Genomic DNA, 13337 nt, shown 5'->3' on the forward strand with positions numbered 1-13337 from the left:
TCGCCTCCTAAAGCCGCAATGACATTTCCCGATGGGGGATGCCCGCGTCGTCGAATTCGGGGCCAAAGACATTGAAGCCCAGCTTTTCGTAGAACCCGATGGCGTGCACTTGGGAGCCCAAAAGTGCCTCGTCGAACTCAGCTCGAACGTCGTCGAGAATGAACCGCATGAGCTGCGCCCCGAGGCCCGTGCCACGGTAGGCGTCCAAAACTGCCACTCGCTGGATTTTCGCCGTTTTGCCCGTTGCCTTGACTCGCGCTGTTGCGGTGGGGATGCCGTTTACGGTGGCAAGGTATTGGATGCAGTTCGGGTCTTCGCCGTCGATCTCTTCGGCTTCTGGCACATTCTGACCTTCGATGAACACCACCCGCCGGATATCGTGGCAGGTGGCAATGTCGTTTGTTCGGGTGATCTGCGCCATTGTTCAGCCCGCTGGTGGGACGGTCGCGAGCATGCTGTCGCGTTTGGCAAATTCGGCTTCCCATGCGGCAAGGTTCGGACGCCCTTCGCGCCAGTTGCGATCTGCGTGGCGGAAATCGATGTAAGCTAGCGCGCAGCCCACAGCAATTTGGCCGATGTTCAGCGCGTCGCCGTTCAGGGTGTCCATCCAGCTCGCCTCCAGCGCATCAAGCGCTGTGTCGACCTTGCGCCATTGACCTTCAATCCAGTCTGCGAATTGCTTGTCGTCAGGGCGCACGCGGGCCTCATAGACCATCAAAATCGCCGCATCGAGGATTCCGTCAGCGGTTGCTTCAAGGGTTTGCAGTTGCCACGTCGCGTCGCCGGAGCCGTAGAGGTCGCCGTTCGCACGCTCATTGAAAAACCGGCAAATGACGCGGCTGTCATAGAGCGGTTGGCCGTCGTCCAGCGCAAGCGCCGGAATTTTACCAAGGGGGTTCAAGTCGCGTGGCATCGTGCCCGGATTCAACGGCGTGCCGCCCGCAGCGGCTAGCTCAACATCGGCGAGTTGACCTGTCTCGCGCAAGATCACGAGGACTTTGCGAACGTACGGTGAAGTCGGGCTTGAAAAGAGCTTCATTCTGGGATCTCCGTATTTGCCCCACGCATGAGCGCGCAGAGCGTGGGTGTATCTTGTCCGATACCGTAAGCGGCGACATGGTCAGCGGCGCTCAATCGGGCATCATGTTGTTTGTTCTGCCCCAGTTTCCACGTGCCGTCGATGTCGGATACGTCAAACTGGTAGGGCAATATCTGGCGCATCATCCTGTCCATGACGCCGTCCGACATCTTGTCCGAGTGCCAAGGCGCCTTTGGCAGAAGCTGGGTCTCGAAATGTGTCGACAGGCGGTCTAGTAGCGCGTGCAGCTGATCATGGGGCAGGGGCACAAGCGTGCCGGTGATCCGGATGGCGACGTAATTCCAAGTGGGGACCTGATCCGCGACATGGTACCAGTCGGGCGAGATGTAGCTATCGGGGCCGGTGACAGTGATGACCGCCTTCGTTGGCACTGCACTGGCCCGCGCGATGGGGTTGGAGCGCATAAGGTGTAGCTCTGCTCGCTTGCCGTCCTCTGACAACAGGAACGGGACATGCGCGGTCAGGGGCCCGTCCGCACCGTTTGTCGCTAAAGTGCCGAAACCGCGTTCACGGGCGAAGCCGATACTACGGTTCGGACTGGCTTGGCGGAAAGACGGGTTCGGATGCATAGCGCTATCCTTGGCGAGGTTCCAGCGTGGGTGCAAGTACCACGGGGTCACCTGCCCGCCATTTTGGGCGCTTCACCATGATTGCGGCAAAGCGTTCGGACTCTAGGTGCGCGCTTAGCCAGTTCTGCAGATGCGGCCATGGCTGGGCGTCGAACCAAGCACGGTCAGTGTTCGCGAACTGGCGAACAAACGGGAAAATGGCCATATCCGCCAGACGCGGGGCCTGCCCCAGAAGAAACGGCGTTTCGCTTAATGTGGCGTCGTAGTGGGCCAGCGTTTGCGCGCCGGTATCGCGCCAGACTTCCGGTCCGTCCTCGTGACGGTTTGCGTATTTGTACCTGTCGAGCGCTTGCTTAAACGGTCCGTCGTTGTGCGTGATCATCTTGAGGCTGGCGTCGCGGTCGTGCAGCCAGTTTTCGGGGTCATTTTGCCCCAAGGCCCACAGCATGACATCAAGGCTTTCTTCTATCACTGTCCCTTCAGCGACCACGACAGGTACCGTTCCTTTGGGGGAGGCGGCCAGAAATTCCGGCGCTTTATCGCGCAGCAGAATTTCGCGATGTTCTAGCGTTAAGCCTGCGGCGTGAATGGCAAGACGTGCCCGCATCGCGTAAGGGCAGCGGCGAAAGCTGTAGAGGATCGCGCTCATGCGCGCAGCTGCGTGCCCTCGGCTCCGATGATGCGGGCGGGGACTATTTGGCCAACGGGTTGATCCGTGACGAATAGGGTTTCGGTGAACTGCTCGGTCCGGCCCATGCGCGGGTTTTCCATGAGAATGTTGTGGCTTTGACCCATCTGCGCGGCAAGGTGCCGTTGAACCTGCGCCTCACCCGCAGCGCGGAGTCGCGCGGCGCGCGCTTTGATAAGCGTGCCGTTCACAGCAGGCATCTTCGCCGCTGGCGTGCCTTTCCTCGCCGAATACGGGAAGACGTGCAGCCAGGTGAGGCCGCAATCCTCAACCAGCTTAAGCGAGTTTTCGAACATGGCGTCGGTTTCCGTCGGGAACCCCGCGATGATGTCGGCACCATAGGTCATATCGGGGCGCAGCTTGCGGGCGTCCTCGCAAAACTTGATCGCGTCATCGCGCAGGTGGCGGCGTTTCATGCGTTTAAGAATCATGTCGTCACCGGCTTGCAAGCTCAGGTGCAGATGCGGCATCAGTCGGGGCTCTGTCGCGATGGCTTGCATCAGGGCTTCGTCGACCTCGATTGAGTCGATGGACGATATCCGCAGCCGCGGCAGGTCGGGCACCAGTTTGAGGATACGTAGAACCAGATCACCCAGCTGCGGGGTCGCGGGCAAGTCTGCGCCCCACGAGGTTAGGTCTACGCCTGTTAGAACAACCTCGTTGTAGCCCTTATCGACAAGACGTTTGATTTGATCGACCACCACCCCCGCAGGGACGGAGCGCGAATTGCCGCGACCATAGGGGATGATGCAAAAGGTGCAGCGGTGATTGCAGCCATTTTGCACCTGCACATAAGCGCGAGCGCGGGTGCCGAAGCCGTCGATCAGGTGGCCTGCGGTTTCCTCAACCGACATGATATCGTCGACCTGCACTTTTTCGGTGTCAGGCAGGAAGCCCCACGTCGCACGGTTCATCTTTTCGGTATTGCCGATGACGTTGTCGACCTCGGCCATATTCGAGAAAGTTTCCGGCTCCGTCTGGGCGGCGCATCCAGTGACGACCAAGCGGGCATCAGGGTTTTCGCGGCGCAACTTGCGGATGTCTTGGCGGGCCTTGCGCACAGCCTCTGCGGTGACGGCACAGGTGTTCACCACGACCAGATTGTCCTGCCCCTGCGTGAGGTCACGCATGGCTTCTGTCTCATAGGCGTTTAAGCGACACCCGTGGGTGGAAAAAATTGGCGGCTTCATAGTGTGGCCAAGAATTCTGGCGTGAGCGTGCCTGTGAATACGTGGGCGGTCGGGCCTGTCATCCAAACGCCGTCGTCCCGCCAGTCGATATCGATCTGGCCGCCGTCCAGATCAATACGGACCTGCGGTCCAGTGAGCCCGCGACGCACGGCGGCGACTGCTGTCGCACAGGAAGAGGAGCCGGAGGCAAGCGTGACGCCAACGCCCCGTTCCCACACGCGCATGCGCAGGTGGTCGTCGCCAACGACGTGCGCCACTTGCACGTTCGTGCGCTCTGGAAATAGCGGGTGATGTTCATGTGAGAGCCCGAAGGTGGAGAGATCCACCGCTTCGGCGTCATCCACAAAGAACGTGCAATGCGGGTTGCCCATGCCAGTTGCGGTTGGCGCGCCCTCTATCGGTAGCGCAAGTGTGTCCATCTCACGCGCCAGCGGCACGTCGCGCCAGTCGAGAAGCGGCGCGCCCATGTTTACGCGCGTCAGGCCAGCGCCAGCTTCTTCGGCCTGCAATACGCCACGTTCTGTCTTGAGGCTTAGGGAGGTGATTCCCCGTCGATCCATCTCGAATCGCGCGACACAGCGCGTGGCATTGCCACAAGCACCCGCAGTTGAACCGTCAGAATTAAAAAAAGTTAGCCCGATGTCAGCGTCCGTAACGTCATCTAGTACGGCAAGCTGGTCGAATCCGACGCCGCGATGTCGGTCCCCCAAAGCACGCGCAAGGGATTCGGATACACGAATATTATTGCCTCGTTGGTCAATAACCACGAAGTCATTGCCCAGCCCGTGCATTTTCATGAAGGGCAGGCCGAGGGAGGTATCTGCGTGTTGCATAACGGGCGATATAACCTTCGCTTAAGCACAATGGAAGAGATGGTGCAGATTCTCGTAGATTTGGGGGTTGACCCCATGGGGCGACCTTTCTAGATAGCACCCTCAGTGGGCCCTTAGCTCAGTTGGTAGAGCAACTGACTTTTAATCAGTAGGTCGATGGTTCGAACCCATCAGGGCTCACCACTTTTCTAGTTTTGAAATGTGATGTGCAGCCGCTCCTTTAATGGGGCGGCTAGCATCGCTTTCTGCCTTCGGCAGTGCGAATCCTTCAGAAGGTGGATCGGCGCGAGGATTGCCCCCGCGCCGTTTGGTTTTAGAAGCCTTCGAGCACCAGTTTGCCCTTGGCTTTGTTGGTCTCCAGTATCTCATGCGCGCGTGTCAGCGTTGCTGCGTCGATTTTTCCAAGCGTCTGCGTCGCTGTGGAGCGAATTTTGCCCGCATCAATAAGATCGGCGACTTCGTTCAGGATGTCATGCTGGCGTGATATGTCAGCTGTGCCGAACAAGGAGCGCGTGAACATCAACTCCCAGTGGGTCGAGATCGCTTTTGTTTTGAACGGCATGATGTTCAGCGACTCAGGGTCGTCGATTAGACCAAAACGGCCCTGTGGCGCGATAAACTCGGCGATTTGCTCAATGTACTGATGCGTGTGGGTTGTGGAGAACACGTAACCCGGCTGGCCTATGCCAAGCGCCTCAATCTGCGGAGTGAGCGGTTTAGAGTGGTCGAGCACGTGGTGCGCCCCCAGATCTTTCACCCAGTCTTGCGTCTCAGGACGTGACGCTGTGGCGATGACGGTCATATCTGTCAATGCGCGCAGAAGTTGGATCGCGATTGATCCAACGCCACCCGACCCGCCAATGATGACAACGGCAGGCGCTGCGCCCGGAACGGGGTCGGCGACACGTAGACGGTCAAACAGCATCTCGTAAGCGGTCAGCGTGGTCAGTGGTAGGGACGCGGCTTCTGCGGCCGTGACACTGCTGGGTTTGCGGCCGACGATCCGTTCGTCAACAAGATGGTATTCCGCGTTTGTGCCAGAGCGGTCGATCGCACCTGCGTACCAAACCACGTCCCCAACTTTGAACATTGACGTTTCATTGCCCACCTCGACAACTTCGCCGACGGCGTCCCACCCTAGAATAGCGTGTTCATCGCCTTCCGGCGGGCGGTTTGCGCGAATTTTGTAGTCCACGGGGTTAACAGAGACCGCTTGAACCTGAACGAGTAAGTCACGGCCGGTTGCGGTTGGCTTGTCCACTTCGATGTCAGCAAGAGCGCCTGCGCCGTCCAGCGGTCCGGCGTTTTTATATCCTACAGCTTTCATGTTTTATGTCCTTATGCGCCTGATTTAGGCGAGTTTTGTCAGTTCGTTGAGGGTGAAGTCGGCGACGGCGCCATCGGTGGCCGCGCCGTATGCTTGGAGGTGTGGCGCGTTCATATGCGCCTGCCAAAGATCGCGGCTTTCCCATGTTTCGTAGAACACGAACAGCTCTGGGTTCGCGTTATCGGTGTGCAGGTCATATTGAATGCAGCCGTCCTCAGCGCGGGTCGGTTCGATTAGCTTTTCCAACTCTTCGCGGACCAGCGGGGCTTTGCCGGACGCTGCGGTGATTTGTGCCAGAATGGTTAATGACATTGTATCGTCTCCTTTTGACAAATGGTCGATTACAGCGCATATGCTGCGACAGGATACAACATGCAAGTACGCACCTTTCGAGCATATAGGCACCATATGGATACTGTAAAAACACCGACGCCCCATCGCTTTGACAGCTATGGATGCAGCGACGGTTGCCCCGTCGAGGCGGCGCTGGAGCAAATTTCCGGTAAGTGGAAGGGGTTGATAATATTTCACCTTCTGGAAGAAACGCTGAGGTTCAGTGAGCTGTCCCGCCGCGTGGGTAGTGTGACCCAACGTAGTTTGACAAAGCAGCTGAGAGAGTTGGAGGCGGACGGTATCGTGGACCGTAAGGTATACCCCGTGGTGCCGCCGCGGGTTGAATACAGCCTCACGGAGAAAGGCGCACAACTGCGCGACGTGATTGAGGCGCTACGCGGCTGGGGGCAGGTCTTCCGGCGCTAAGCGCTAGCGCATTCCATGTGACGCACAAAGATCGCAGTCCGCCACGGGTGCAGATGCGGGGGATGGCGTTTCGTTGACAGTTGGCCAAAGATTCCGCATTTCGCAGGAAGTTTGTTCAAGAGGGTACTATGAAAATCACGATGATCGGCACGGGTTACGTTGGACTGGTGTCTGGCGTGTGTTTTTCGGATTTTGGCCATGATGTTGTTTGCGTTGATCGTGATCCGTCCAAAATAGAAATGCTCAACAGCGGCCAAGTTCCGATCTATGAGCCGGGCTTGGGCGATTTGATGGCCAAGAACGTTGAGGCTGGTCGCTTGTCGTTCACAACTGACCTTAGCGCTGGGATCAAAGACGCGGAGGCGGTGTTCATCGCCGTGGGAACCCCCACGCGCCGTGGTGACGGGCATGCGGACTTGTCGTTTGTTTACGCGGCCGCCGAAGACATCGCCAAGGCCTGCGCCGCGGCAGGAAATCCGTATACTGTGATCGTGACCAAATCGACCGTGCCTTTGGGGACGAACCGTCAGGTGAAGCAGGTGGTCCGCAAGGCCGCGCCCGACCTGCAGTTTGACGTCGCTTCCAACCCAGAGTTTCTGCGCGAAGGTGCCGCAATTGACGACTTTATGAAACCCGACCGCGTTGTTGTTGGCGTCCAAAGTGACCGCGCCGCAGAGGTTATGGCCGAAGTTTACCGCCCACTGTACCTACGTGATTTCCCCATCATCACGACGGATCTGGAAAGCGCGGAAATGATCAAATACGCCGCGAATGCATTCCTTGCGACGAAAATCACCTTCATCAACGAGATCGCAGCCCTTTGCGAAAAGACCGGCGCGGACGTGAAGCAAGTGTCGCGCGGCATGGGCATGGATGGCCGCATCGGCAACAAGTTCTTGCACGCGGGGCCGGGCTACGGCGGGTCATGCTTCCCCAAAGACACCTCCGCGCTGGCGCGGATCGGGCAAGAACACGCCGTTCCTATGCAGATCACAGAGACGGTGATGCGGGTGAATGAAGCCGTTAAAATTCGCATGATCGAGAAGCTGCGCGACCTGTGCGAAGGCACATTCAACGGCAAGACGGTGGCTGTGCTTGGGGTTACGTTCAAGCCCAACACCGATGACATGCGCGACGCGCCATCCCTAACGATTGTGCCCGCATTGGTGGGCGGCGGTGCCAAGGTTCGCGTGGTTGACCCGCAAGGCCTGCGCGAGGGCGAGGACCTGCTACCAGGTGTGAACTGGGTCGACGACCCCTACAAAGCCGCGCAAAACGCCGATGCGCTTGTGATCCTGACGGAATGGAACGAGTTCCGCGCGCTTGATCTAAAGAAGTTGGCCAAGAAGATGGCAACCCCTCGCATGGCGGATTTGCGCAACATATACTCCGCCAAAGACGCGAAGCGGGCGGGTTTCGGTGCCTATGTCTCAATCGGGCGAAGCGGCTTTGGGGCGTAAAGGCTTGGTATTCAGCTGACGGTCGCCTACCTTTAGCTAATAGGTAAATGCGAAAGGAGCTTTCAATGGGTCTTAGCCCACTACTCGGTCTTGTGGTGTTCGCGCTTGATGTTTGGGCGATTGCGCTAATCATAAACACCAGGATTGAGACCGCTCAGAAAGTGATCTGGATCTTGTTGATCCTGTTCCTGCCAGTCATCGGCCTACTGATCTGGTACTTCGCTGGTCCGAAACCGTCCCGTTAGCAGTGGGAGCCGTCCGCCACGCGTTTAAGGCTTACCGGTTGGTCAGTGACCTGCTGGCCGCGATGGATGCGCGTAATCTGAGCCTGATTTCGGCGGGCGTTGCTTTCTATGCGATGCTGGCGATCTTTCCAGCGCTGGCGGCGCTGATTGCCCTATGGGGTGTCTTCTCCGATCCGGTGTTCATTGATGATCAATTGACCTTGCTGCAACGCTTCGTCCCGGGCGATGCGTTCCGTCTGTTCGAGGCGCAGGTGGATGCACTGATCAATGCCAATGATTCAACGCTCGGCTACACCACTCTGGTGTCCATCGGCGCAGCCCTTTGGTCAACTCGCGCGGGGGTGTCAGCGCTTATCCGTGGGCTGAACGCGGTCTATTCGGCCCCGCACCGCACCGGCGTGCGTCGAACCTACGCGGCGTTGCTGTTGACTGTTTGCTTGATCGCCATGTCCCTTGTCGCGCTGACAGGGATAGTGATCTTTCCGATCGTCTTGGCTTTTCTACCGTTAGGTGAATTCGCCGAGCGAACCTTTGAGGCCCTGCGCTGGGTTTTGGTCACAACGGCCGTCGTGCTTGGACTAGGGATGATCTACCGGTTCGGGCCCAACCATAAGACAGCGCACCTAAAAACAGGGTGGGTGTCGCCGGGGGCGCTGGTCGCCTTGGTCATCTGGGGCGCGGCGTCTTGGGCATTCTCGCTCTACTTGGCGAACTTTGGCAAGTATAACGAAGTGTACGGGTCAATCGGCGCTGTCATTGCGTTGTTGATGTGGTTCTACATCAGCGCGTGGGTTGTGCTGCTGGGCGCGACGCTAAACTGCGAGCTGGCACGCCACCGCCATAGGCGCAGGTAACGCCTAGGTTGCCGCCCGCAGCGTGTCGCCCGGCGCAAAAATAGGCGAAATTTCGATGCGTTTTTCCGCTGTGGCGTCGCGCTTGCCCTCGGCCTCGCTAGCGATGATCTGCGCGGCAGCCTTGCCGATTTCAACGCGGCAGCTATCCATAGTGGCCAATTTACGCGGCAATCCGTCGATCAGGTCGACGCCGTTGAACCCTGCCAGCCCTAGTTTTCCGGGCACATCAATGCCGGCCTCAAGGCAGTAGAGCAGCCCGCCAGCCCCGATCATATCGTTAGAGTAGTATAGAAAGTCCAAGTCCTTGTTGGTTTTCAAAATATTAGCGGTCATCTCGCGCCCCTTGGCCAAGGCGGAGCCACCCGAATAATATTCTTCGGCTTCAAGGCTCAGACCGCTCTCACGCAGCACCGCTTCAAACCCCTCGAACCGTTTGCGGGCGCGGTGGTCGAGCGGCATCTTGGTTCCGAGAAACCCGATTTTCCGGTAGCCACGCTTCAAGATTTCCTTGGCGGTTTCCCGTCCCGCGCGCGTATGAGAGATGCCAACGGCAGAATCCACAGCAGGGCCATCCACGTCCATGATTTCCACAATGGGAACGCCAGCGGCCTCCATCATCCGGCGCGCCGCGTCAGTGTGTTCCAAGCCAGCTACGATCAAGCCGGATGGCCGCCACGATAGCATCTCGAAAATGACTTTCTCTTCCTTCTCGGGCAGGTAATCCGTGACTCCGACAACGGGTTGCAGGGGGGTGTCATCAAACACCTTCGATATGCCCATCATCACCTCAGGGAACACCATGTTCGACAGCGACGGGATGATCACGCCCACAAGATTGACCCTATTTGAGGCCAATGCCCCGGCAATCTTATTCGGCACATAGCCAAGCTGGCGGGCCGCAAGTAGCACCTTTTCGCGGGTTTTGTCAGAAACCTCCCCGCGGTTTCGCAGCACTCGGCTCACCGTCATCTCACTGACACCGGACGCCTCCGACACGTCGCGTAACGTGAGTTGGTGACGGTATTCGGGGCTGGAACGTTCTGCCAATGGGTATCTCGTAAAGTTAGGGCTGCGCTACATGATAGCGCTAAAGAGGTTGGGCTCCAAGAAACATCTGCGCAGGGGTTTAGGCTTGCCTGCCCCGCGCCAAATACGCAATACACACCGCGTGGCCCCGTGGCTCAACTGGATAGAGCAGCCCCCTCCTAAGGGGCAGGTTGCAGGTTCGAATCCTGCCGGGGTCACCAAAAACACCTGAAAAATATGGATTATTTACAGGACATTATGCGGAAGCGTGCGGAAAGTCCCGTCGGCTTTCAGGCCGAAATCGGCTGAAACGGCCGATTTCTCGTACAAAACCTGTACAAAATTCGCACGTTTGTGCGTATTTCGGGGGCCACTCATGAGCCGCCATAGCTTTGATCCCGAAATCGCCGGACGTGTCGGCCTCAATGCAGCGGTGATTTTCCAGAATATCGCCTTCTGGATCGAGAAGAACCAAGCCAATCGCCGTAACCTTCGAGACGGGCGGTATTGGACCTACAATTCGATCTCGGCCTTTGGTGAGTTGTTCCCCTATCTGAGCGAAAAGCAGATCCGCACGGCGCTCGAAAAGCTGGTCAGCGCGGAGCTGATCATCAAGGGCAATTTCAGCGACGATCGCTATGATCGGACCTGCTGGTATGCCCTGGGCAACTCCATTTGCCCCAATGGGCAAATCGATCCGTCTGAAAGGGAAAATGATGCATTTGCCCCTGAGGGCAAGCCATCTGCCCCAGAGGGCAAATCCTATAAGAACAGATATAAACCATATCAAAAACCAAATCCTTCGCACGCGAAGGTGGCGGCGGTGGAGGATGAGATTTCAGAAAAGATTTTGTCCGCCTACCCCGAGGATCGCATTCGCGGCAAAGCGGTTTGCCTTTCACAAATCCGCCAAGCGCTGACCGACGGCGTGGACGCCAAAGACCTTGACGAAGCCGTGCGTGCCTACGCCACCGAGAGCGAAGGCTTCACCCGATCCAAGGTGTGCTTCTCCGACAATTGGTTCAGCTCTGGCCGTTGGCTGAAATACCTTCACGACGTTGAGGAGGCGCGAGAAGCGGGCAAAGCCAAAGAGGCCGAATTGCTCAAAGGTTTGGCCGACTGGGTCATGGACCGCCATCCACTGTGCCGCCACATCACACCCGGCCAAGTGACCGCATTACTGGCCGCAAACCTAGTTAGCCCTGCTGAAATCGAGGCGGCGGGGCTGAGGGCATGAGTGCGACCGATCCCCACCAAGAGCAGAGAGCAAGGTTACCCACCGATTACATCGGCGGGACTTGTGAGGGGCGGCAAGCCTCCCCTTCAAACCCCAACCGGACGCGCGCAAGCTGCGTCAAAGAGGGCCTTTCCGAGAGTGTGATTTTTCGATGCACCCCGTCGGAAAAGGCGGCGCTTGTGGTCAAAGCGCGCGCCGCTGGTCTGCCCAATGCCACGCTGATGCGCGAGGCCTTGGGGCTGACCGACGCACGTCGACGCAAGCCCGTCCCTCGCGTTGATCCGAAGCTGACCTTTGCGATTGCCCGTGTCGGCGGCAACCTCAATCAGATCTCCCGCTGGATCAACAGCGCGGTCAAATCCGGCCGCGCGAGCCAGATCGATGCGCTCAAGGTCGCTGCTCAGCTGGTGGTCATCGAACGGCAGTTAGCACAGATCGTGGCGGCACACATAGGCGGGAACGGCGAATGATCATTTCGTTCTTCTCCACTGGAACGGGCGGCGGTGCGGCCCCAGTGGACTACCTGACCGCGCGCGAGGTTCTCGCCTATGACGAGAGCCGCAACCTGATCCGCGATGACAACGGCCAGCTCCAAACCAAGATCCGCGACCCATTGCCCGAGGTGCTGCACAGCAATCCAGACCAGACCCGCGATCTGATCGATGCGAGCCACAACAAGTGGAGCTACACGGCAGGCGTTATCAGCTTCACTGAGAGCGATGATCCCAGTCCCGACGCCCAGCAAGAGGCCATTGAGCTATTTGAGGCTCTGGCCTTTGCCGGGCTGGACAGGGATCAATACGACTGCCTCTGGGTGCGTCATTCGCATGAGGGCAATATCGAGCTGCACTTCTGCACGCCTCGCCTCGAACTCGGCACCGGCAAAGCGCTGAACATCGCGCCGCCAGGACATGAGACCGCCTTTGCGAGCCTCCGTGACCTGATGAACAAGACCCACGGTTGGGCAGACCCTTTGGAGCCAGAACGCGCCCGTGAAGTGAGAGCGACGATTGAAAACCCAACCCGCGCGCAGGGACGCGAGGAGCTACACGATTGGATCCTCGATCAGATCAGCGTCGGCACCATCATCGACCGCGCCAGCATGATCGATGCGCTATCTGAGGCGGGTTTCGACATCCCCCGTGCCAGCAAAGACTACATCACCGCAAAAGACCCCGACACCGGCGAACGCTGGCGCTTAAAAGGAGAGATTTTCCATGACGACTGGCAAGCCGAACCGCCTCGCCGAGAAATTGAACGCGGACCTGGAAACGATCCGGAGCGACCACGCCGCCTTGATGGTATCTCAGCTGGAGAACTTCAGGAGCGATTTCAGCAGCATTGCGAACAGCGCGCTGCATACAATCGAGACCGATATCAGGTTCTTTCTCAGCGACAGCAAGAGCGAGTTGGAGAGGCGGAGCGAGACGATCCGCCGCTGGCTGACGATCTCCCCTTGGGTGATCGTGGCGATGGTGTCAGTCTGGATCGTGACGGTGCTGATCGCGAGTTGGCTTTGGACAGGTTTGATAACGCGCTCGGAGCTGAAGGAGCTGGGTCTGACGCGGATCGAACAGGCTGGGCTGACATCGGTGACATTGGACCCCAATCGGACCGAATTGAAGACCTGCACGATGGCCGGGACGCCGGTCATCTGCATCGAGATCAAGGAACCTTAGATGACACAGACCCTGACAGCATTGGAACGCGAATTGCTCGCATCCGTCGAACGGTTGGTGACAGCCTGCGAGAGCTCAGCCAAGGAATTGCATGCCTTAGAGAAACGCTCGACCAGCAGGATCGAAAGCAAGGTGAATGGCTTGGCGCATTGCGTGGCGCTATTGATGAAATCACATCTCACGTCCGTCACCACATTGGCCGACTTGCTGCGCGAGGAGCAGAATTACGACACGCTTCAGGCGGGATTAGAGACCAGCTGGAAGTTAGCGAAAGAAGCTGGACCTGTCGCGGTTTGATGCCGGCCCTTTGATAGCATTTACTTCAACAAAGGGGACTGACTATGGGACTGAAACGGACGGACGAATTCCGC

Annotated in this window: 16 protein-coding genes and 2 tRNA genes; 9 read left to right on the plus strand and 9 right to left on the minus strand. The window is 58.2% G+C overall.

Annotated features, from left to right (window positions below; genetic code table 11):
* Positions 1–7 precede the first annotated feature (7 nt).
* The 6 genes from BLW66_RS08385 to dapF are packed head-to-tail and all read right to left on the minus strand — an operon-like array spanning position 8 to position 4379.
* On the minus strand, positions 8–421 hold the full coding sequence (locus tag BLW66_RS08385) for a GNAT family N-acetyltransferase (RefSeq protein ID WP_089946669.1): 414 nt from the start codon (positions 419–421) through the stop codon (positions 8–10).
* A 3-nt stretch (positions 422–424) separates the two neighbouring features.
* A complete protein-coding gene (locus BLW66_RS08390; protein WP_089946670.1) occupies positions 425–1039 on the minus strand; it encodes a glutathione S-transferase in 615 nt (204 codons plus the stop codon).
* Complete coding sequence (locus BLW66_RS08395; RefSeq protein WP_342027819.1) at positions 1036–1719, minus strand: FMN-binding negative transcriptional regulator; 684 nt, start codon at positions 1717–1719, stop codon at positions 1036–1038. Before BLW66_RS08395 ends, BLW66_RS08390 begins: the two co-directional genes overlap by 4 nt.
* Positions 1673–2317, minus strand: coding sequence for a glutathione S-transferase (locus BLW66_RS08400; protein ID WP_089946672.1), 645 nt, complete (start codon positions 2315–2317; stop codon positions 1673–1675). The genes BLW66_RS08395 and BLW66_RS08400 overlap by 47 nt, the downstream gene beginning before the upstream one ends.
* Positions 2314–3546, minus strand: coding sequence for a tRNA (N(6)-L-threonylcarbamoyladenosine(37)-C(2))-methylthiotransferase MtaB (mtaB, locus tag BLW66_RS08405; RefSeq protein ID WP_089946673.1), 1233 nt, complete (start codon positions 3544–3546; stop codon positions 2314–2316). The genes BLW66_RS08400 and mtaB overlap by 4 nt, the downstream gene beginning before the upstream one ends.
* Complete coding sequence (gene dapF, locus BLW66_RS08410) at positions 3543–4379, minus strand: diaminopimelate epimerase (protein ID WP_089946674.1); 837 nt, start codon at positions 4377–4379, stop codon at positions 3543–3545. The genes mtaB and dapF overlap by 4 nt, the downstream gene beginning before the upstream one ends.
* Positions 4380–4486: 107 nt before the next feature.
* On the opposite strand from dapF, the gene BLW66_RS08415 reads away from it, so the two are divergent.
* Positions 4487–4562: transfer RNA gene (locus BLW66_RS08415), tRNA-Lys, on the plus strand.
* 130 nt (positions 4563–4692) lie between these two features.
* On the opposite strand, the gene BLW66_RS08420 is transcribed toward BLW66_RS08415, so the two are convergent.
* Positions 4693–5706 (minus strand): zinc-binding alcohol dehydrogenase family protein, encoded by a 1014-nt coding sequence (locus BLW66_RS08420; RefSeq protein ID WP_089946675.1) that lies wholly within the window; start codon positions 5704–5706, stop codon positions 4693–4695.
* Positions 5707–5730: 24 nt separating this feature from the next.
* Positions 5731–6018: a putative quinol monooxygenase gene (locus BLW66_RS08425; RefSeq protein WP_089946676.1), complete on the minus strand. Its 288-nt coding sequence runs from the start codon at positions 6016–6018 to the stop codon at positions 5731–5733.
* Between the two features lie 96 nt (positions 6019–6114).
* On the opposite strand from BLW66_RS08425, the gene BLW66_RS08430 reads away from it, so the two are divergent.
* The 4 genes from BLW66_RS08430 to BLW66_RS08445 all read left to right on the plus strand — a co-directional run bounded on the left by BLW66_RS08430 (position 6115) and on the right by BLW66_RS08445 (position 9024).
* The gene (locus tag BLW66_RS08430) at positions 6115–6465 is read left to right on the plus strand and encodes a winged helix-turn-helix transcriptional regulator (RefSeq protein ID WP_089946721.1); all 351 of its coding nucleotides are present in this window, start codon (positions 6115–6117) and stop codon (positions 6463–6465) included.
* Positions 6466–6593: 128 nt separating this feature from the next.
* Complete coding sequence (locus tag BLW66_RS08435; RefSeq protein ID WP_089946677.1) at positions 6594–7925, plus strand: UDP-glucose dehydrogenase family protein; 1332 nt, start codon at positions 6594–6596, stop codon at positions 7923–7925.
* A 65-nt stretch (positions 7926–7990) separates the two neighbouring features.
* The gene (locus BLW66_RS08440) at positions 7991–8170 is read left to right on the plus strand and encodes a PLDc N-terminal domain-containing protein (RefSeq protein ID WP_211664266.1); all 180 of its coding nucleotides are present in this window, start codon (positions 7991–7993) and stop codon (positions 8168–8170) included.
* Positions 8171–8172: 2 nt separating this feature from the next.
* Positions 8173–9024, plus strand: coding sequence for a YihY/virulence factor BrkB family protein (locus BLW66_RS08445; protein ID WP_244508581.1), 852 nt, complete (start codon positions 8173–8175; stop codon positions 9022–9024).
* 3 nt (positions 9025–9027) lie between these two features.
* Here BLW66_RS08445 and BLW66_RS08450 read toward each other — a convergent pair whose 3' ends face one another.
* Positions 9028–10071, minus strand: a complete 1044-nt coding sequence (locus BLW66_RS08450) for a LacI family DNA-binding transcriptional regulator (RefSeq protein WP_244508582.1) — start codon at positions 10069–10071, stop codon at positions 9028–9030.
* Positions 10072–10194: 123 nt separating this feature from the next.
* Here BLW66_RS08450 and BLW66_RS08455 point away from each other — a divergent pair.
* The 4 genes from BLW66_RS08455 (at position 10195) to BLW66_RS08470 (ending at position 13277) form a co-directional block, all read left to right on the plus strand.
* Positions 10195–10271 (plus strand) — tRNA-Arg (locus BLW66_RS08455).
* Between the two features lie 155 nt (positions 10272–10426).
* Positions 10427–11287 (plus strand): hypothetical protein, encoded by an 861-nt coding sequence (locus BLW66_RS08460; protein WP_089946680.1) that lies wholly within the window; start codon positions 10427–10429, stop codon positions 11285–11287.
* Between the two features lie 140 nt (positions 11288–11427).
* Positions 11428–11757 carry a plasmid mobilization protein gene (locus BLW66_RS08465; protein WP_244508583.1) on the plus strand — a complete coding sequence of 110 codons (330 nt, stop codon included), beginning with the start codon at positions 11428–11430 and terminating at the stop codon, positions 11755–11757.
* Positions 11754–13277, plus strand: a complete 1524-nt coding sequence (locus BLW66_RS08470) for a relaxase family protein (protein ID WP_089946682.1) — start codon at positions 11754–11756, stop codon at positions 13275–13277. Before BLW66_RS08465 ends, BLW66_RS08470 begins: the two co-directional genes overlap by 4 nt.
* Positions 13278–13337: the final 60 nt, after the last annotated feature.

Origin of the sequence: Litoreibacter albidus (assembly GCF_900107015.1) — a bacterium.
Taxonomy (GTDB): Bacteria; Pseudomonadota; Alphaproteobacteria; order Rhodobacterales; family Rhodobacteraceae; genus Litoreibacter; species Litoreibacter albidus.